Below are 19,835 nucleotides of genomic sequence, written 5' to 3'. Positions count from 1 at the left end.
CTTTAGCTATGCGATGCTGGCGCCGAGCCCATTCGCCAACTACAGCTTAAGTACAAGACGTAGAACGGCACGCGGCACTATTCACTTGCTCCGATTGGAGCACGACTCAACACAGGGGGCCCAGCATGCTGACCCTGCTCAATCTGCTTTCCGCGGTAACCCTGCTGATCTGGGGCACGCACATCGTCCGTACCGGCATCCTGCGGGTCTACGGCTCCAACTTGCGCCAGGTCATCGGGCAGAACATGTCCAAGCGCTGGCTGGCGTTTATCGCCGGCATCCTGGTGACGGCCATGGTGCAAAGCAGCAACGCCACGGCGATGCTGGTGACTTCGTTTGTCGGCCAGGGCCTGATGGGCCTGATGCCCGCCCTGGCGACCATGCTCGGTGCCGACGTCGGTACCGCGCTGATGGCCCGGGTGCTGACCTTTGACCTGTCGTGGCTGTCGCCGCTGTTGATTTTCCTCGGGGTGATTTTCTTCCTGTCGCGCAAACAGACACGCGCCGGGCAGATGGGCCGTGTCGGGATCGGCCTCGGGCTGATCATCCTTGCGCTGCAACTGATCGTCGAAGCCGCGGGCCCGATCACCCACGCGCAGGGCGTCAAGGTCCTGTTCGCCTCGCTGACCGGCGACATCTTGCTCGATGCCCTGGTCGGCGCACTGTTCGCGATGATTTCCTACTCCAGCCTGGCCGCCGTCCTGCTGACCGCGACCCTGGCCGGTGCCGGCGTGATCGGCCTGCACGTGGCCATCGGCCTGGTGATCGGCGCCAACATCGGCAGCGGCGTGCTGGCCTTCCTCAGCACCAGCATGCAGAACGCCGCCGGGCGCCAGGTGGCCCTGGGCAGCCTGCTGTACAAGCTGATCGGCTTGCTGCTGATCATCCCGGTACTCGACCCGCTGGTCGGCTGGATGGATAACCTGGACTACAGCGCCCAAGGCATGGTGATCACCTTCCACCTGCTCTATAACGTTATTCGCTGCCTGATCCTGCTGCCCACCATCGGCCCGATGTCCCGCTTGTGCGCCTGGTTGCTCCCGGAACGCGAAGAGGTCAACGGCCTGGCCAAGCCGCGCCACCTGGACCTGGCAGCACTCGCCACCCCAAGCCTGGCACTGGCCAACGCCGCCCGCGAAACCCTGCGTCTGGGCGACCTGATCGACAACATGCTGACCTCGATGCTGGAGGTGCTGCGCGGCAAGCAAACCGCCATCACCCAGGAAATGCGCAGCCTGAGCGACGATGTCGAGGCGCTCTACAGCGCGATCAAGCTCTACCTCGCGCAAATGCCCCGGGAAGACCTCAGCGAACAGGACAGCCGACGCTGGGCCGAGATCATCGAACTGTCGATCAACCTGAAACTGGCCGGCGACCTGATCGAACGCATGCTGCGCAAGGTCCAGCAGCAAAAGACCTCCCAGCGCCGCTCATTCTCCGAAGTCGGCCTGGAGGAACTCGCGGGTCTGCAAACCCAACTGATCGCCAACCTGCGCCTGGGGCTCTCGGTGTTCCTCAGTGCCGACCCGGAAAGCGCCCGGCAACTGCTGCGGGAAAAGCGCCGCTTCCGCGCCCAGGAGCGTCGCCTGGCCCACGCCCACGTCAGCCGCTTGCAACGTAAAATCGTACAGAGCCTGGAGACCAGTTCCTTGCACCTGGAGCTGATTGCCGACATGAAGCGTCTCAACTCGCTGTTCTGCAGCAGCGCTTATGTGGTGCTGGAAACCACCGACACCGGCGCCCTCTCGGCGGACGATATTGCCGACATCACCCATTCGCCCTGAACGTACGACGGCGAGTGAAGTCAGTTAACAACGGACCTCACTCGCCAGGAAGCCTGTTATGCGTCGCCTGCTATTCGCCTGCCTGCTCATGGGTTCGGCACACACCTTTGCCTTTGACCGCCTGCAAGTCGAGGGCTACACCCTGCCCAACGGCCTGCAATTGCTGCTCAAGCCGGGCACCGAACGCGGCCATGTGGCAATCCGCCTGGTGGTGGGTGTGGGCCTGGATGACTTCAGTTGCGAAGACAAGGAACTGCCGCACCTGCTGGAGCATTTGCTGTTCAGCGGAATCGACGGTGGCGGCGAAGGTGAGCTGGAAGAACGCATGCAAGCCCTCGGCGGCGACTGGAACGCCTACACCAGCAATGCCGACACCACTTTCGTCATCGAGGCTCCGGCGCAGAACCAGCGCAAGGTGCTCGACCTGCTACTGGCCATCATCACCCGCACCCAATTGACCGACGCCAACATCAATGCCGCCAAACAGGTGGTGGAGCGCGAAGACGGCGGCCATTACTCACACCTGCAACGGCTGCTGGACCGCCAGGACCTCGGCCACAAGGCCAGCAGTCAGCTTGCCGTCGAACTGGGGCTCAAATGCGCCGAGCGGGCCGAAGTCGAGCACCTGACCCGCGACCAGTTGGAAAAGCTGCGCAAGGCCTGGTACGCCCCCAACAACATGACCCTGATCATCGTCGGCGACCTCGACAAGCTGCTGCCGGCCTATCTCGAACGCACTTACGGCGCACTGGATCCGGTTGACCCCAGCGAACATCGCCCGTTGCCGGAGATTCAACACGCCGCCGCCGTCCGCCGCGACCTGATCCACGGCTGGGTCGGTGACAACGCCAAGCTGCACTGGTTATTCCCCGAGCCGGTGCTGGACGACCAGTACGATGAAACCTTCGACCTGCTCAAGGACTACCTGGATTGGGCGCTGTATCGTCAATTGCGCTTGCAGCACGGCTTGTCCTATGGCCCATGGAGCGAGCGCGAAGTGCTGGGCGGCGTCGGCTTCATGAGCCTCAACGCCGACCTTGAACGCGACAACCTGCCGGAAGCCGAGCACGTGCTGGAAACCCTCAGGGCCCAGTTGCTCAAGGACGGCCTCGACCCGGCCACCTTCGCCCGCCTGCAACAAGCCGCCATTGCCCGCCAGGCGTGGGCCGTTCAAGGCAACAGCGCGTTGGCCGACTATTACTGGAGTGCCTCGGGCGACTACGCCAAAGGGCATTTCAGCGACCCGGCCAAGCGCATCAAGGCTGTAAGCCTGGAGCAAGCCAACCAGGCCATGCGCGAGTTGTTCAAGCAGAACGGCTACTGGCGCATCGAGAAACCGTTGTTCAGCTACGATAGCCTCAACTGGATCGCCGCAGGCGCACTGGGGCTGATTGCGATTGTGTTACTAGGCGTGTGGCGTTATCGCAAAGGGATTGCGTAATCGGGCCCCGAGAAAACGGCTAAAACGTTATTCTGTCTGGGATTTTTCCTACAAAGACTGTGAACTGCCGAATGCCTATCCTGACTCACACCATCCAGCGCATCCTCGAGCTGATGAAGCGCTACCCAGGGGTGATTGCACTCGGCGGTTTCATCTCGGGTGTGGGCAGCTTCATCCTGGTGGATCGCCAGCAAGGCATGGCCAGCTGGATCGCGATCATCATGCTGGTGAGCTGGTTATGGCTGATGCTCGAAAACAGCCTCACCCAGCTGTTCAGCAAAGTCTTCAAACGGGAAATCCCCGAACCGCTGCTGCGCTACGCCACGCAGATGATCCATCAGGAAAGCCTGTTTTTTGTGCTGCCGTTCTTTTTTGTCACCACCACCTGGAACAGCGGCCAGTCGATCTTTACCGGCCTGCTGGGTGCGGCGGCGTTGGTCTCCATCACCGACCCGCTGTACTACAAGTGGCTGGCGCCCAAGCGCTCGCTGTTTCTCGCACTGCACACCCTGACCCTGTTTGCGGCCCTGCTGACCGCGCTGCCGATCATCCTGCACCTGACCACCGCCGAGAGTTACAAACTGGCCCTCGGCGTGGCAATGGCGCTCTCTATCCCGAGCCTGGCCGTGAGCCTGCCGCTGCGTAGCATCAAGGGCTGGGCGATGCTGTTGGGGGTTACCGCAGCGATTGGTTGCGCCGGCTGGTTCCTGCGCACTTGGGTGCCGCCCGCGACGCTGTGGATGACCGAAGTGGCCATCAGCACCCAATTGCAGGACCGCACGCCCGGCGATGACCTGAAAGAAGTCAGCGCCGCCCAACTGCGCAGCAGCGGGCTGTATGCCTACACCGCGATCAACGCGCCGCGCGGCCTGGATGAGCGGATCTACCATGTGTGGAAATTCAACGGCAAGGAAGTCGACCGCATCGCCCTGGACATCCATGGTGGGCGCAAGGAAGGCTATCGGGCCTGGACCCACAAGCAGAACTTCCCCCCCGACTCGGTAGGACGCTGGCAGGTACGGGTGCTGACCGAAGATGGCCAAGTGATCGGCGTGTTGCGCTTCAAGGTGACTGACCCCGGTCAGGGCGCTACAACGCCAGACGCGCCAAAGTAGGCAGGATCGTGCTATTACGTAGGAATTCTGGAATAGCCAAACAAGCTCGGAGCTTATGACCAGTAGCACAACGGCCGGTGCAGCCCATCTGGACACGTCCACCCAGCCTCCATTGCTGAGGATTACAGGGGATTGGACGCTTGCCCACTATGCCAACCTGAAGAAGCTGTCGGAAAAGCTCGACGGCCAGTACGACGCTGGCGCACGTATCGACCTTAACGGCCTCGGCGCTCTGGACACGGCCGGCGCCTCGCTGCTGGTGGAACTGCTCGGCCCCGAGCGCATCGAACAGTCTGCCGAACAGACCGACTGCAGCCTCTCGACCGCCGACCGCGCGTTACTGAAAACCGTCTACCGCTCTCTGAACGACTTCTGTGTGCCGGTCAAGGAACCCGAAGAAGCCGCCGGCATCATGTTGCTGGCGCGCATCGGCGGCGCGGTCTACACCGTCTGGCAAGACGGCATGAAACTGCTGGGCTTTATCGGCCTGATCCTCGAAACCTTCGCCCGTGGCGTATTCCGGCCCAAGCGCTGGCGCGTGACGCCAATGGTTGCGCATATCGAACAAACCGGCCTCGACGCGGCCCCCATCGTGGCCTTGCTGACCTTCCTGGTGGGCGCAGTGGTGGCGTTTCTCGGTGCCACGGTGCTGGCCAGTTTTGGCGCGAGCATCTTCACCGTGGACCTGGTGGCGTTCTCCTTCCTGCGGGAGTTCGGCGTGTTGCTCACCGCGATCCTGATGGCGGGCCGCACTGCCAGTGCCTTCACCGCACAAATCGGCTCGATGAAGGCCAACGAAGAGATCGATGCGATCCGCACCCTGGGCCTCGACCCGATGGAGTTGCTGGTGCTGCCCCGCGTACTGGCGTTGCTGGTGGCGCTGCCGATGCTGACGTTCCTGGCAATGCTCTCGGGCATTATCGGCGGCGGTGTGGTGTGTGCCGTGGCCCTGGATATTTCGCCGGCAATGTTCCTGTCGCTGCTGCAATCGGACATTGGCGTGCAGCACTTCCTCGTCGGCATGGTCAAGGCGCCGATCTTCGCGTTCCTTATCGCGGCCATCGGCTGCCTCGAAGGTTTCAAGGTCAGCGGCAGCGCCGAGTCCGTCGGCGCCCACACCACCTCCAGTGTGGTGCAATCGATTTTCGTGGTGATCGTGCTGGATGCGGTCGCCGCACTGTTCTTCATGGAGATGGGCTGGTGAGTAGTTTACGCCGTGCGCCCACTGAGGCGGTGATCGAAGTCCGCGGGCTGTGCAACCGGTTTGGTTCGCAAAGCGTGCACGAGAACCTCGACCTGGACTTGTACAAGGGTGAAATCCTCGCCGTCGTCGGTGGCTCCGGCAGCGGCAAGTCGGTGCTGCTGCGCAGCATCATCGGTTTGCGCCAGCCCAGCGAAGGCCAGGTGCGGGTGTTCGGGCAGAACTTGCCGAGCCTGTCGGAACACGAGCGGTCACTGGTGGAGCGGCGCTTCGGCGTGCTGTTCCAGAAGGGCGCGCTGTTTTCCTCGCTGACGGTCACCGAGAACGTTGCGTTGCCACTGATAGAGCATGCCGGCCTCAGCCGTCCCGATGCCGAGCACCTGGCGGCAGTAAAGCTGGCGTTGGCCGGGCTGCCGCTGTCGGCCGCCGACAAATACCCCTCGTCACTCTCCGGCGGCATGATCAAGCGCGCGGCCCTGGCCCGTGCCCTGGCGCTGGACCCGGACATCTTGTTTCTCGATGAACCCACCGCCGGCCTCGACCCGATCGGCGCCGCCGCCTTCGATCAACTGATCCTGACCCTGCGCGATGCGCTGGGCCTGAGCGTGTTCCTGGTCACCCACGACCTCGACACGCTGTACACCATCACCGACCGTGTAGCGGTGTTGGCGCAGAAAAAGGTACTGGTGGCGGATGCCATCGATGTCGTCTCGGAAACCGACGACGCCTGGATTCACGAATACTTCCATGGCCCACGGGGCCGCGCGGCATTGGATGCCGCTCAACTGCTCAACGAGGTATGACATGGAAACCCGAGCCCATCATGTGATGATCGGTCTGTTCAGCGTGATCGTCGTGGTCGGCGCCATGCTGTTTGGCCTGTGGCTGGCCAAGTCCAGCGTCGACAGCGCATTCCAGGATTACGAAGTGGTGTTCAACGAGGCGGTCAGCGGACTGTCCCAAGGCAGTGCCGTGCAGTACAGCGGGATCAAGGTGGGCGACGTCACCAGCCTGCGCCTCGACCCGAAAGACCCGCGCCGGGTGCTGGCGCGCATCCGCCTGGCCGGGCAGACGCCGATCAAGGAAGACACCCAGGCCAAGCTGGCCCTGACCGGCATTACTGGCACCTCGATCATCCAGCTCAGCGGCGGTACGCCCCAAAGCCCTGAGCTCAAGGGCAAGGACGGCAACCTGCCGGAAATCATTGCGTCGCCATCGCCGATCGCGCGACTGCTGAACAACAGCAATGACCTGATGACCAGCATCAACTTGCTGCTGCACAACGCCAATCACATGTTCTCCCGGGAGAACGTCGAGCGCCTCAGCAATACCCTGGACAACCTGCAACAGACCACCGGCGCGATTGCCGATCAGCGCGGCGACATCAAGGTGGTGATGCAGCAATTGATGCAGGTGAGCAAACAGGCCAGCGCCACCCTGGAGCAAACCACCGCGTTGATGCGCAACGCCAACGGTTTGCTCAACGACCAGGGCAAGCAGGTTTTCGGCAGTGCTGAAAAAGCCATGCAGTCCCTTCAACAGAGCACGGCCACGATCGACACCTTGCTGACCAACAACAAGGATTCCCTGAACAGCGGCATGCAGGGTCTCAACGAACTGGCGCCAGCGGTGCGCGAGCTGCGGGAAACCCTGGGTTCGTTGCGCGCCATTTCCCGCCGCCTGGAAGCCAACCCCAGCGGTTACCTGCTGGGCAGCGACAAGAACAAGGAGTTCACGCCATGAAGCGTGCGTACCAAATGATCGCCCCCGTTGCGCTGGTATTGGTCAGTGCGTGTTCCATCCTGCCGAAGGCGGATCCCTCGGACGTGTACCGGTTGCCATCGGCGCAGGCCGCCACGCAGGCCAGCCCGGTGGCCTGGTCGCTGCGGGTGGCGAAGCCGCAGACCAGCGAATTCCTCGACAGCCCGCGGATTGCCGTGGTGCCTAACGGTGACTTGATCAGCAGCTATGCGAATTCCCGCTGGAGCGATCCAGCCCCCGTGCTGTTGCGTAACCGGTTGCTGGACGGGTTCCAGCGGGATGGGCGGGTGACGTTGCTCAGTACCGATGAGACCAATCTGCAGGCGGACTTTGAGTTGGGCGGGCAGTTGCAGGCGTTTCAGAGTGAGTATCGCGGCAGCGCAGTTGAAGTGGTGATACGGCTGGACGCACGGTTGGTGCGCGGCAGTGATCAACGGATTATTGCCAGCAAGCGGTTCGAGGTGAGGCAGCCGGTGGGGGATACCAAGGTGCCGGCGGTGGTGGCCGGGTTTGGTCAGGCTGGGGATGCGCTGAACAGGCAGGTGGTGGATTGGGCCGTCGGCCTGGGAAACCGCGCTTTTGTGGCGAGGGAGCTTGCTCCCGTTGGGCTGCGCAGCAGCCCCAAAACCAGTCAATGAGCTTTGACTGACACACCTGCGATAACTGACTGGGGCCGCTTCGCGGCCCAACGGGAGCAAGCTCCCTCGCCACAGGGATTCAGGTCTTAGCCGAAGAACCAGTAGCACACCGCAATCGCCGCCACCACACCAGCAAACTCCGCCAACAACGCACACCCCACCGCATGCCGTGCCCGCTGGATTCCCACCGAGCCAAAGTACACCGCCAACACATAGAACGTGGTCTCGGTGCTGCCCTGAATCGTCGCCGCCACCAGCGCCGGGAAGCTGTCCACGCCCTGGGTCTGCATCGTCTCGATCAACATCGCCCGCGCCGCACTGCCGGAGAACGGCTTGACCATCGCCGTCGGCAGCGCATCGACAAAGCGCGTGTCCATGCCGGTCCAGGCCACCACGTGGCGGATGCCTTCCAGGCCGAAATCCAGCGCGCCGGACGCCCGCAACACGCCCACTGCACACAGCATCGCCACCAGGTACGGCAGCAGGTTCTTGGCAACGTCGAAGCCCTCTTTGGCACCTTCGACAAACGCTTCGTAGACCTTCACCTTGCGCAGCGCGCCGATCACCAGGAACAACATGATCAGCCCGAATAGCGTGAGGTTGCCGAGGATCGACGACAGCCCCGCCAGCGCCGTGGCTGAGAGCGTCGCCAGCAAGGCCATGAAGCCACCCAGTACCAGCGCACCCGGAATCAGATACGCCAGCACCACCGGGTCCCACAGCCGCAGGCGTTGCATCACCGCCACCGACAACAGGCCCACCAGGGTCGAGGCGCTGGTGGCCAGCAGGATCGGCAGGAACACCAGCGTCGGGTCCGCCGCACCTTGCTGGGCGCGGTACATGAAGATGGTGACCGGCAGCAGGGTCAGGGAAGACGCGTTGAGTACCAGGAACAGAATCTGCGCGTTGCTGGCGGTATTGGGGATAGGGTTGAGCTCTTGCAGCGCCTTCATGGCCTTGAGGCCGATGGGCGTAGCGGCGTTATCGAGGCCCAGGCCGTTGGCGGCGAAGTTGAGCGTGATCAAGCCGATGGCCGGGTGACCGGCAGGCACTTCCGGCATCAGGCGCCGGAACAGTGGCCCCAGGGCCTTGGCCAGCCAGTCGACGATCCCGGCTTTCTCGGCGATACGCAGGAAGCCCAGCCACAAGGTCAGGGTGCCGAACAGCAACACCATCACCTCGACCGACAGCTTGGCCATGGCGAAAATGCTTTCCACCATGGCCGCAAAGATCCCGGCATTCCCGCCGATCAGCCATTGCGCCAGCGCAGACACCATCGCCACGATAAAGAAGCCAAGCCACAGGCCATTGAGCATCAGTTGAATCCCCCGAAAGATGGGGCGAATGATAGCGGGGCTGGCAGAAACGACAAACCCCGGATTTTCCGGGGTTTGTGTAGGAGCCAGTCCTGGCGGTCAGCCGCGAGTAGTCTCGCCGGCCGGCAGTGCTTGCTTGGTGCGCCAGTGCGGCAGGGAGTTCCAGTAGCGCTCGCCCTTGGCATCGTCGTACATGCCTTCCCAACGGGAGATGACCAGTACGGCCAGGGCGTTACCGATCACGTTCAGTGCGGTACGGGCCATGTCCATGATGCGGTCGACACCGGCGATGAACGCCAGGCCTTCCAGCGGAATGCCCACGCTGCCCAGGGTCGCCAGCAGTACCACGAACGACACACCCGGTACGCCGGCGATGCCTTTGGAGGTGACCATCAGGGTCAGCACCAGCATCAGTTGCTGGCCAATCGACAGGTCGATGCCATACAGCTGGGCGATAAAGATCGCCGCGATGCTCTGGTACAGGGTCGAACCGTCGAGGTTGAACGAGTAGCCGGTCGGTACCACGAAGCTGCAGATCGCCTTCGGCGCGCCGTAGGCTTCCATCTTCTCGATCACACGCGGCAGCACGGTTTCAGAGCTGGCAGTGGAGTAGGCCAGCACCAGCTCATCCTTGAAGATGCGCATCAGCTTGATCACCGAGAAACCGAACAGGCGGGCGATCAGGCCCAGCACCACAAAAGCAAAGAACAGGATGGCGACGTAAACCAGGATCACCAGCTTGGCCAGCGGCAGCAGCGAGGCGAAGCCGAAGTTGGCGACGGTCACCGCGATCAGGGCAAATACACCGATCGGGGCGTATTTCATGATCATGTGGGTGACTTTGAACATGCTCTCGGACACGCCCTGGAACATGGTCACCAGGGGCTCGCGCAATTCAGGCTTGAGGCTCGACAAGCCGAGGCCGAACAACACCGAGAAGAAGATGATCGGCAGCATGTCGCCACGGGCCACGGCGGCGAAGATGTTCGACGGGATCAGGTTGAGGATCGTCTCGATGAACGCGTGCTCGTGCTGGACCTCGGCGGCGGTGGCCGTGTATTTGGAAATGTCGACGGTACCCAGGGTACTCATGTCGATGCCGGTACCCGGATGGAACAGGTTGGCCAGCAACAGGCCGACCACAATGGCAATGGTGGTGACCACTTCGAAGTAAAGGATGGTTTTAACGCCGATCCGGCCGAGCTTTTTCGCATCGCCAACACCGGCGATTCCGACAATCAGCGACGAAATCACGATCGGGATAACGATCATCTTGATCAGGCGGATAAAGATATCGCCAGCGGGCTGCAACACGTTGCTGATCCACCAGGCCTTTTCAGCACTGAAATGGTTAAGCACCGCACCGATTGCAATCCCCAGCACCAGACCGATGAGGATCTGCCAGGCGAGGCTTAGCTTTGCCTTCTTCATGTCATTACCCTTACTTCAAGTGGACTCAGGCAGATGCGCCAGCAGCTGGAACGCTCGAGAGCGAAAAAGTGTGTGCATCTGCCCCCGTAGAAGGTCACCGCAGTTGGCCGATATGGCTCACTGGCAGGCGAAAAAAGGCGCAACTATTCCGATGCAAGGAGGCGACGTCTAATGCCGTAAACGCCTACCCTATGCCGAATCGGCATGAGTTTTTTTGAGTTTTTCTGTCTGAACGGTCAGTTCGAATACGACATTTCGGCAGGCATAAATGCCGCGAACCGGCCATTTCAGGCTCGCGCAGGGTTTTTTGAAAATCTACGGTCGCAGTTGAAAACCCCTGAAAATTCCTACGCATACCATCGAAAAACTCGTCTGGCAGGAGACAAACTTTCTCGATAGATGGTCACGCGGAAACACCAAGAAATGGTTGGGCGGACGCAAAAAGGAGAATTGCCGCTATGGGCGGCATGACAGAAGCGGGCATAGGAGCCGCAAGCCCGTCGCAAGTTCCACAAACCATCGGCTTGGGAACTTGCGTCGCAGCTTTTCACCTGACCCGGCCCTTGCGCAGGCACTCCCTGTCCCCGTAGGTCACGCCGATCCAAACGATCAGAGCAACCCGGCCCCTTGGTCATGCACCACCCTTGTCGGGCGATGCAAACAGAAAGAAGCACGGCGCTTCTTTCTATGGACGTTAAGCCGGTAGACGACAGCGTCGTCAGACCGAACCTAGTACCAATTCGGATCTTTCTTGAGCTGTTCCATCAGCAGCTTTTGCATGCCTTCGTCCGGCTTGCCAAGAAAACGGTAGTCGGCATGCCGCGTTGGCGATTTGTCCGCGGGCAGCCCCGCCGGGACTTCTACCAACATCGCGTAAGCATCTTCCTTGTCGAAGCTGAAAGCGACGATCAGGCGCTTGTTCAGGCATGTGTCTGCGGTTTCACAGAGCGGCCCGACCAAGTACTTGTCACCATCCTCTTCAACGGCATTCATTTGTTCAGCACTGCCCGAAAGGTTCAACACCCATTCAGGCAGACGCTCTTCCTTCTTGACCACGCTCTGCCAGGTCTCGCGATACTGCGGGTTCGCGCTCAACAGTTCGTTGGCTCGGGACTGGCCATCATTGGCAGCCAGCACCAAGCCGCTGCCGCCCAACAACAGGGCGGCAGCCAGGACTTTAAGGGACGAGTTGAACATGCTTAGCCTCGGCCACGACGGCCAAAGAAGAAGGAAGCGATGAACATCACCAGGAAGACCACAAACAGAATCTTGGCGATACCCGTGGCGGTGCCCGCGATACCACCGAAGCCCAGGACTGCAGCCACAATGGCGATGATCAGAAATGTGATTGCCCAACTCAACATGGTGATTCTCCTTACGCTTCTTTTAGGGGTAACAGCGGTAGTGCCTGCGGTCGCTCGATTGGAGGACCGTGTATTGCCTAGAACACCCAGCGTTCCTGCGATGGCAGGTCGCCGAGGGTGGAGTCCTGTTCAACCGCCGCCAATTGCGGGGTTGTCACATCGGCGGCAGTGCTGCCGACGGAGCGGAAATGGGTCTGGGTCATCATCGGACGTTCAAACTGCACGACTTGCTGCTGACTCTGCTGCCAATGCGCCAATTGCTGACCGCAAATCAAGGTCACCATCAGGGCCAGGCTGGCAAACAGCCCCTGTTGCAGGCGCAGTGGCGATACACGCAGTTGGGTCAGGCTTTGGCGAGTCATGCTGTATCTCTCCCGCATTCTGATTATTCGTAGATGAAACTCGTATGAGGTGTATTGCAGCCTGCGTGCCAGTTTTTTAACAAAATAAAACCCAATAAAATCAACAAGTTAAAAACAAAAGCGCTTTGACACCACGAGCATCCTGCACGATGCCCCTATCCTTGCCGTGCGAAATGCACGATGGTCACTGGTCGGATCAAGGGATAGGAAGGCAACGTTCGACTGCCGAAGTGGCAAGAGGGAGACAAAAACGCCTCTTGTGGGCGTCTTTGTAAGAAGAAGCGCAGATAGCTGCGCGGTGACGGCTTTAATCAATCAGAATAAACCATGCAACTTGCCCGATTATTCCGGGACTAAACAACATCATTCATTCTTAAGGGAGCGCGGGACAGATGGAATCAGCCAAGGAACTTCAAGGCCGCATTCTTTTAGTGGATGACGAATCCGCGATCCTTCGCACCTTCCGTTACTGCCTGGAAGATGAAGGCTACACCGTAGCCACCGCCAACAGCGCCGCCCAGGCCGATGCCTTGTTGCAACGCCAGGTGTTTGACCTGTGCTTCCTGGACCTGCGCCTGGGCGAAGACAACGGCCTGGATGTACTGGCGCAAATGCGTATCCAGGCGCCGTGGATGCGCGTGGTGATCGTCACGGCCCACTCGGCCGTCGACACCGCCGTGGATGCGATCCAGGCCGGCGCGGCCGACTACCTGGTAAAGCCTTGCAGCCCCGACCAATTGCGCCTGGCCACGGCCAAGCAGCTAGAAGTGCGCCAGCTCTCGGCACGCCTGGAAGCCCTGGAAGGCGCAGTGCGCCAGCCCAAGGACGGCCTCGACTCCCATAGCCCGGCGATGATGGTGGTGCTGGAAACCGCACGCCAGGTGGCGGGCACTGATGCCAACATCCTGATTCTCGGCGAGTCCGGCACCGGTAAAGGTGAACTGGCCCGGGCGATCCACGGTTGGAGCAAACGCGCGAAAAAATCCTGCGTCACCATCAACTGCCCGTCCCTGACGGCGGAACTGATGGAAAGCGAGTTGTTCGGTCATAGCCGTGGTGCGTTTACCGGCGCCAGCGAAAGCACCCTCGGCCGCGTCAACCAGGCCGATGGCGGCACCTTGTTTCTCGACGAGATCGGCGACTTTCCGCTTACTTTACAACCCAAGTTGCTGCGCTTTATCCAGGACAAGGAATACGAGCGCGTCGGCGACCCGGTGACGCGCCGTGCCGATGTGCGAATTCTCGCCGCTACCAACCTGAACCTGGAAGACATGGTTCGCGACGGCCGTTTCCGCGAAGACCTGCTGTATCGCCTGAATGTCATCACCTTGCACCTGCCGCCCCTGCGCGAACGCAGCGAAGACATCCTGACCCTGGCCGACCGCTTCCTGGCGCGCTTCGTGAAGGAATATGCGCGGCCGGCGCGCGGCTTCAGCGATGAAGCCCGTGAGGCACTGCTCAACTACCGCTGGCCGGGGAACATCCGTGAGCTGCGCAACGTGGTTGAGCGGGCCAGCATCATTTGCCCGCAGGAAAAAGTTGAGATCAGCCACCTCGGCATGGCCGAGCAGCCGACTAACAATGCCCCGCGTATCGGTGCGGCGTTGAGCCTGGATGAACTGGAAAAGGCGCATATCGGCGCCGTGCTGGCCACCAGCGACACCCTGGACCAGGCGGCCCGAACCCTTGGCATTGATGCGTCGACGCTGTATCGCAAACGCAAACAATACAACCTGTGAGCTGTAGCCTATGAAGCTTGCGATGACCCTGCGCACTCGGTTGTTCCTGAGTATTTCCGCGCTGATCACCGTCGCCCTGTTGGGGTTGCTGCTGGGGTTGGTGAGCGTCATGCAAATGGCCAAGACCCAGGAATCGTTGATTCGCAGCAACTTCATCACATTGGACCTGGGGCTCAAGCTTCGGCAGACCCTCGGCGACCAGTTGATGATCATGCTCAATGAACAGCCGAATACCGCTGCGCTGGAAGACTCCAAGCAACGCTATTTCGCCCTGTTGCAGCAAGGTATCGACCACGAACAAAAGGACGCGGTAACCAGCGGTTTTACCCAGGCCAAGACCAATTACCTGAGCTTTCTCGAGGCGTTCGATGAAAAGGAGAATGCTCCGCCGCAACTGCGCAACAACGACGAGCTCACCAAACGCTTCAACATCCTGCGCAACGGCCTGATCGCCGAGCACAAGAAAGCCCTGGATAACATCAACGATACCGAACACAAGTCCCGTGAACGTGCGCTGCTGATTGCCGGCCTGCTGGGCCTGGTCGGCCTGGCGGTGCTGATCATCGGTTTCGTTACCGCCCACGGTATCGCCCGACGCTTTGGCGGGCCGATCGAAGCGCTGGCCAAGGCCGCCGACAAGATCGGCCAGGGCAACTTCGAAGTCACGCTGCCCATTTCATCCGCAGCGGAAATGAACCTGCTGACCCGACGCTTCGGCATCATGGCCGAGGCGTTGCGCCAGCATCAGGCAACCAATGTCGATGAGCTGCTGGCCGGGCAACAACGCCTGCAGGCGGTGCTCGACAGCATCGACGACGGCCTGCTGATGATCGACCGCCAGGGTCGCCTGGAACACCTTAACCCGGTGGCACAACGTCAACTCGGCTGGGACGAGAATCGCCTGGGCCAAGGCCTTGGCGACGCCCTGGGCCGCCCGGAACTGGATGAACAGCTGCAGCTGGTACTGCGCGGCGGCAATCTGGAGCGCGCACCTGAAGACCTGGAAGTAGAGGTTGAGGGTGAGCTGCGCCTGCTGACGTACAGCCTGACGCCGGTCAGCCATACCCAGGGGCACATTCTGGGCGCGGTGATGGTGCTGCATGACGTTACCGAACAGCGTGCCTTTGAACGAGTACGCAGTGAGTTTGTGTTGCGCGCGTCCCATGAATTACGCACGCCGGTGACGGGCATGCACATGGCCTTCGGCTTGTTCCGGGAACGGGCGAAGTTTCCTGCGGAGTCGCGCGAAGCGGACCTGCTGGATACGGTCAACGAGGAAATGCAGCGCCTGATGCAGTTGATCAACGACTTGCTCAACTTCTCGCGCTACCAGAATGGCTTGCAGAAACTCACCCTGGGCCCGTGTGACATCAGCGACCTGCTCGAACATGCCCGCGCCCGCTTCGCGGAGCAGGCGAATGCGCAGAACATCGAGCTGCTGGTTGAGGAACAATCCCCGCTACCGAGGTTGCATGCCGATCGAGCGCAGCTGGAAAGGGTGCTCGACAATTTGCTGGGCAATGCCCTGCGGCACACAGCCGACGGTGGGCAGATCCGCTTGCAGGCGCGTCGTCATGGCGAACGGGTGATTGTCAGCGTTGAAGACAACGGTGAAGGCATTGCCTACGGCCAGCAGGGACGAATCTTCGAACCGTTTGTGCAGGTAGGCCGCAAGAAAGGCGGCGCCGGGCTGGGCCTGGCGCTGTGCAAGGAGATCGTGCAATTGCACGGTGGCCGCATGGGGGTGTATTCGCGGCCGGGGCAGGGGACGCAGTTCTACATGGCGTTGCCCCTGTAGGACCAACGCGCCAACCGTTATTGGTGATTCAACGCCCGCAGGATCGCAGCACTTTCGGCATCCGGCGTCCCATCAAACAGCGACGCCCGGAAATGCATCTGGAACGCGGCCACCACATGCCGCGTCGCCACATCCAGCTCGCCCGTCTGCGGCGTCGGATAGCCCAGCTTCGCCAACTCTTCCTGGAACCAGGTAATGCTCGGCAGATCGGCTGCGTACTGCACCTGGTAACGGGCCACCGCCTTGGCGTCCGGCCACATGCCCAGCCCTTCATCCGCCAGGCGCTTCCAGGGGAACAACGGCCCCGGGTCCAGCTTGCGCAGCGGGGCAATGTCGCTATGGCCGATGATGTTTCGCGGGTCGATGCCGTTGCGTTTGGTGATGTCCTTGAGCAGCACCACCAGCGACTGCACCTGCGCTTCGGAATAGGGATACCAGACGCGGCCCGTCGGCAAATCCCGATAACCCGGGTTCACGATCTCGATCCCGATGGAGCTGGAGTTGAGCCAGGTGCGGCCCATCCATTCACTTTCTCCGGCATGCCAGGCGCGCTGGCTTTCATCCACGAGCTTATAGATGGTGGCCGAGGCGTTATCACCGATCAGGTAATGACTGCTGACCTGGCCATGGGTCAACAGCGCCAGGGAGCGCTCAAGGGACGCCGAGGTGTAGTGCACGACGACAAACTGCACACGATTGTCGTGGTTCACCGAAGGATGACTGGTGTCCAGGCGAGGGCCGCTCGCGCAACCGGCGAGCAGGAGAAACAGAAAGGCAGAACACAGAAGTTTCATGGCAGCAAATAGTACGCTTAAGACGATAATGCAACAGTGTAACGTACCGTTTGCTGCCAGGCGGCCAAATGCGATGTTTTAAACAAAATGGAACATTTCCGGTCAGGCCGCCTGCACCTGATTACGCCCCGCCGCCTTGGCACGATATAACGCCTCGTCAGCGCGCTTGAGCGCCAGGTCACTGCGTTCTCCCGGCTGAAACTGCGCCATGCCCATGGACACCGTAATCGTCACCGGCTCGCCCTTGAAGTGAAACGGGCAGGCTTGGATGGCTGCACGCAGGGTTTCACCCACCGCCAACGCATCGGACAGCGACGAGTTGGGCATCAGCAGTACAAACTCTTCACCGCCAAAACGCGCGATGAAGTCGTTCGGCCGCAGGCGTTTGCGAAGCACCGTGGCGATGATTTTCAGCACCTTGTCGCCCGCCAGATGACCATAGCCGTCGTTGATGCGCTTGAAGTGATCGAGGTCCAGCATGGCCAGTGACAGGTTATTTCCACGCTGGTGCCAGGCGTTGACCTCCTGCTCCAGGCGCTCGCTCCAGGCCGCGCGGTTGGGTAGTGCGGTGAGCGGATCGATCAGGGCTTTCTGGCGCTGAACCTCAAGGTGTTCACGGTAGCCCTGAGCCTCTTGCTCCATATTGGCGACCCGTTCGGCCAGGCCCTTGAGCCGTGCAGCCACCTCCTGTTCGCGCTGGTCACGCTGGTGGCGGTGTTCATCCATGGTGCCCAGCAGCCCTTCGAGATGGCTCTCCAGCACGTGCTTGAGGCTGTCGAGGTCCGCGGCGTCCTGCATGCTGGTTTGCAAACCATCCACTTGTTCGCGGATCTGGGTATCCAGCTCCCTGGCCGCCGACCGGCTGTCGGCGTGGCCGTCACTGGCGACCTGCAGGTGCCCCTGGAACGCCTCGAGACGATCGTTGAGCTGCTTGAGGTAGGCTTCAAACTCGTGCTGGCCGCTGTCGGTGATCGCCAGCATCAACACCGCCAGGTCATCGAGGATCGGCAGCAATTCGTACCAGTTCAATCCGTGGGCCAGGCGTTCACGCATGGCTTCGGCCTGGGGCCGATGGCGCTCGGGCAGCGAGAGGTCTTCCAGTAAGCCGAGCAGGGTATCTTCGATGTGCTTGGCCACCGAACTGTAAGACGGCTCGGGGGTGTCGGGCAGGGCGTAGGCTTGATCCGCTTGCAGCTCGTCTGGGTTCGGCTCTGCCTGCTCGGGCGATTCTTGCGGTTCATCGGCCAGGACCGGGGGCAGGGAAAGACTGCCGATCTCTGTCCGCTCCGGCTCACGGGCCTGCACCTCTGGCACCTCGACCATGGCGGCAAGAGCACTCTCGAGCTCAACCTCCGCTTCGATCGGTTGCTCGGGTTCTGGCGTTTCGATAATCGTAGCGGGTGCCTCGACGACAGGCGCTGTGACCGCGACGGCCGGAACAACAGGCACTGCTTCGCTGACAGCGTCGGTAGCCTCTACTGGCGATACCGGCTCAGGGGGCGACTCGATGGGGGCCGGGACCTTCGGCTGCGGTTCAAAAGCCCGCAGCGCCTGGGCCAGTTCTGCCGATTGCGCCGGCGCTTCAACTTCACCCACCGGGCTGGGCTTTGGCGCAGCAGGCGCCGGAGAAGCCGGGCGGGATGGCGTGGGCGCTTCAACCTCCGGCGTGTCGATTGCGTCCTTGGTGCCAAACAGACGCTGCAACAGCCCCGGGCTCGAACGGCTGGTTTCGCCCTCCGGCTCCAGGTTACTCAGCGCCTGCCCCTGCAGGCCGCTCAGCTCGCTCAGCAACAGCGGGATCTCCCGCGCCTGGCCAACCCGACCGTCCAGCTGCTTGGCGAAAGCCTTCAGCGGGCGACTCACGTCCCGTGGCAAGGGCAGTTTCTGCAACTGAGTGACCAGGGCCGTCAACGCGCTGCCGATCTGGTCAACCCGGGTTTCGCGGCGCTGCTCCGAATCCAGCACGGCCTTTTCCAGGCGCGGCAGCAATGCAGCGAGGGCGGCGTCCATGTCGTCGGTGCGCACCACATCGCGCATTTCCTTCATGCATTGGTCAACCGCCCGGTCGGTCCCTTCTGCCGCCAGGGTGCTGCGCACCAGCCCTCGGCGCAGCAGGTCGAGGCGGGCGGCCCAGCGACGCTCGAGCTTTTCTTGTTGCTCGACGCTTTTAAGGTATTTCTCTTTCCAACGCTGGGCGTCGTCGCTCATGCAAGGGGTCCGCGAGGGCCGGGGCTCAACGCGGGCAATGCATCAGCCGTGAGCGAACCCGGCAGACGAATCTCTACCGCGACGGGCAGGTGATCGGAGATGGGCTGCGCCAGTACCTGCACACTTTCGAGTGTCAGGGTCGGGCTGAGCAGGATGTGATCAAGACAACGTTGCGGTCGCCAGCTGGGAAAGGTGGCTTCGACTTGCGGCGCCAGCAACCCAAGGTCGCGCAACGGGGAATTCTGTAGCAGGTCTGTGGCATGGGTGTTCATGTCACCCATCAGCACCTGGTGTTTGTAGCCGCCAATCAACTCACGGATGTAGGCCAACTGCATGGTTCGGGTTCGAGCCCCCAGTGCGAGGTGCATCATCACCACGACCAATGCTTCCGGCCCTTCGCCGAATCGTACGAGAATTGCACCGCGGCCTTTCGGGCCAGGCAACGGGTGGTCCTCGATCGCCCACGGTTTCAGACGGCTGAGCACACCATTGCTGTGCTGGCCGAGTTTGCCGAGGTTGCGATTGAGTTGTTGATACCAGTAGGGAAAGGCACCGAGTTGCGCAAGGTGTTCGACCTGGTTGATGTAGCCGGAACGCAGGCTGCCACCATCGGCCTCCTGCAGAGCTACCAGGTCGAAGTCACCCAGCAGGTCGCCGATCTTTTGCAGATTGCCGGCACGCCCATTGTGGGGCAGCAGGTGCTGCCAGCCACGGGTCAGGTAATGCCGGTATTTCTCGGTACTGATACCCACCTGGATATTGAAACTGAGCAGGCGCAACCGACTGTCAGCCGGCAGGCCCGTGGATTCCAGGTGATGTTCGTTGACCTTCGGGTCATGCAGGCCAACGACACGTTCAGTACCCCAGCGACGCATGACGGGCC

At 61.4% G+C, this 19,835-nt stretch carries 17 protein-coding genes; 9 read left to right on the top strand and 8 right to left on the bottom strand.

Features of this window, described 5'->3' with window-relative positions:
• Nucleotides 1-125: 125 nt before the first annotated feature.
• From HX869_RS07960 to HX869_RS07930, 7 genes are all read left to right on the top strand, one after another.
• Nucleotides 126-1,784 carry a Na/Pi cotransporter family protein gene (locus HX869_RS07960; protein WP_003214770.1) on the top strand — a complete coding sequence of 553 codons (1,659 nt, stop codon included), beginning with the start codon at nt 126-128 and terminating at the stop codon, nt 1,782-1,784.
• Between the two features lie 58 nt (nt 1,785-1,842).
• Complete coding sequence (locus HX869_RS07955) at nt 1,843-3,225, top strand: pitrilysin family protein (RefSeq protein ID WP_003214772.1); 1,383 nt, start codon at nt 1,843-1,845, stop codon at nt 3,223-3,225.
• Between the two features lie 71 nt (nt 3,226-3,296).
• On the top strand, nt 3,297-4,340 hold the full coding sequence (locus tag HX869_RS07950) for a DUF5924 family protein (RefSeq protein ID WP_003214774.1): 1,044 nt from the start codon (nt 3,297-3,299) through the stop codon (nt 4,338-4,340).
• Nucleotides 4,341-4,395: 55 nt separating this feature from the next.
• The gene (locus HX869_RS07945) at nt 4,396-5,544 is read left to right on the top strand and encodes an ABC transporter permease (RefSeq protein ID WP_032899919.1); all 1,149 of its coding nucleotides are present in this window, start codon (nt 4,396-4,398) and stop codon (nt 5,542-5,544) included.
• The gene (locus HX869_RS07940) at nt 5,541-6,344 is read left to right on the top strand and encodes an ATP-binding cassette domain-containing protein (protein WP_178902952.1); all 804 of its coding nucleotides are present in this window, start codon (nt 5,541-5,543) and stop codon (nt 6,342-6,344) included. Before HX869_RS07945 ends, HX869_RS07940 begins: the two co-directional genes overlap by 4 nt.
• Nucleotide 6,345: 1 nt before the next feature.
• Nucleotides 6,346-7,284 carry an MlaD family protein gene (locus tag HX869_RS07935; protein ID WP_003214780.1) on the top strand — a complete coding sequence of 313 codons (939 nt, stop codon included), beginning with the start codon at nt 6,346-6,348 and terminating at the stop codon, nt 7,282-7,284.
• Nucleotides 7,281-7,940 carry an ABC-type transport auxiliary lipoprotein family protein gene (locus HX869_RS07930; protein ID WP_003214782.1) on the top strand — a complete coding sequence of 220 codons (660 nt, stop codon included), beginning with the start codon at nt 7,281-7,283 and terminating at the stop codon, nt 7,938-7,940. Before HX869_RS07935 ends, HX869_RS07930 begins: the two co-directional genes overlap by 4 nt.
• Nucleotides 7,941-8,026: 86 nt before the next feature.
• On the opposite strand, the gene HX869_RS07925 is transcribed toward HX869_RS07930, so the two are convergent.
• The 5 genes from HX869_RS07925 to HX869_RS07905 form a co-directional block, all read right to left on the bottom strand.
• Nucleotides 8,027-9,256: a nucleoside recognition domain-containing protein gene (locus tag HX869_RS07925; protein ID WP_003214785.1), complete on the bottom strand. Its 1,230-nt coding sequence runs from the start codon at nt 9,254-9,256 to the stop codon at nt 8,027-8,029.
• Nucleotides 9,257-9,355: 99 nt separating this feature from the next.
• The gene (gene gltP / locus HX869_RS07920) at nt 9,356-10,687 is read right to left on the bottom strand and encodes a glutamate/aspartate:proton symporter GltP (RefSeq protein ID WP_003214787.1); all 1,332 of its coding nucleotides are present in this window, start codon (nt 10,685-10,687) and stop codon (nt 9,356-9,358) included.
• A 729-nt stretch (nt 10,688-11,416) separates the two neighbouring features.
• Nucleotides 11,417-11,884 (bottom strand): inhibitor of vertebrate lysozyme family protein, encoded by a 468-nt coding sequence (locus HX869_RS07915; protein WP_177028126.1) that lies wholly within the window; start codon nt 11,882-11,884, stop codon nt 11,417-11,419.
• Between the two features lie 2 nt (nt 11,885-11,886).
• Nucleotides 11,887-12,051: a DUF1328 domain-containing protein gene (locus HX869_RS07910; RefSeq protein WP_003170804.1), complete on the bottom strand. Its 165-nt coding sequence runs from the start codon at nt 12,049-12,051 to the stop codon at nt 11,887-11,889.
• Between the two features lie 77 nt (nt 12,052-12,128).
• Nucleotides 12,129-12,413 (bottom strand): hypothetical protein, encoded by a 285-nt coding sequence (locus HX869_RS07905; RefSeq protein ID WP_178902951.1) that lies wholly within the window; start codon nt 12,411-12,413, stop codon nt 12,129-12,131.
• Nucleotides 12,414-12,805: 392 nt separating this feature from the next.
• Between HX869_RS07905 and algB the strand changes: the two genes are divergently transcribed.
• Together algB and HX869_RS07895 are read left to right on the top strand one after the other, a co-directional pair.
• Nucleotides 12,806-14,152: a sigma-54-dependent response regulator transcription factor AlgB gene (gene algB / locus HX869_RS07900; protein WP_003214793.1), complete on the top strand. Its 1,347-nt coding sequence runs from the start codon at nt 12,806-12,808 to the stop codon at nt 14,150-14,152.
• A 10-nt stretch (nt 14,153-14,162) separates the two neighbouring features.
• Complete coding sequence (locus tag HX869_RS07895) at nt 14,163-15,950, top strand: KinB sensor domain-containing domain (protein ID WP_008439641.1); 1,788 nt, start codon at nt 14,163-14,165, stop codon at nt 15,948-15,950.
• Between the two features lie 17 nt (nt 15,951-15,967).
• Here HX869_RS07895 and HX869_RS07890 read toward each other — a convergent pair whose 3' ends face one another.
• The 3 genes from HX869_RS07890 to HX869_RS07880 form a co-directional block, all read right to left on the bottom strand.
• Complete coding sequence (locus HX869_RS07890) at nt 15,968-16,744, bottom strand: N-acetylmuramoyl-L-alanine amidase (RefSeq protein ID WP_008439640.1); 777 nt, start codon at nt 16,742-16,744, stop codon at nt 15,968-15,970.
• Between the two features lie 102 nt (nt 16,745-16,846).
• Complete coding sequence (locus HX869_RS07885; protein ID WP_178902950.1) at nt 16,847-18,952, bottom strand: GGDEF domain-containing protein; 2,106 nt, start codon at nt 18,950-18,952, stop codon at nt 16,847-16,849.
• Nucleotides 18,949-19,827 carry an endonuclease/exonuclease/phosphatase family protein gene (locus HX869_RS07880; protein ID WP_087694547.1) on the bottom strand — a complete coding sequence of 293 codons (879 nt, stop codon included), beginning with the start codon at nt 19,825-19,827 and terminating at the stop codon, nt 18,949-18,951. Before HX869_RS07880 ends, HX869_RS07885 begins: the two co-directional genes overlap by 4 nt.
• Nucleotides 19,828-19,835 lie beyond the last annotated feature (8 nt).

Origin of the sequence: Pseudomonas sp. P7779 (assembly GCF_013386315.1) — a bacterium.
Lineage (GTDB): Bacteria > Pseudomonadota > Gammaproteobacteria > Pseudomonadales > Pseudomonadaceae > Aquipseudomonas.
This window is presented reverse-complemented; position numbering and strand designations above follow the sequence as displayed.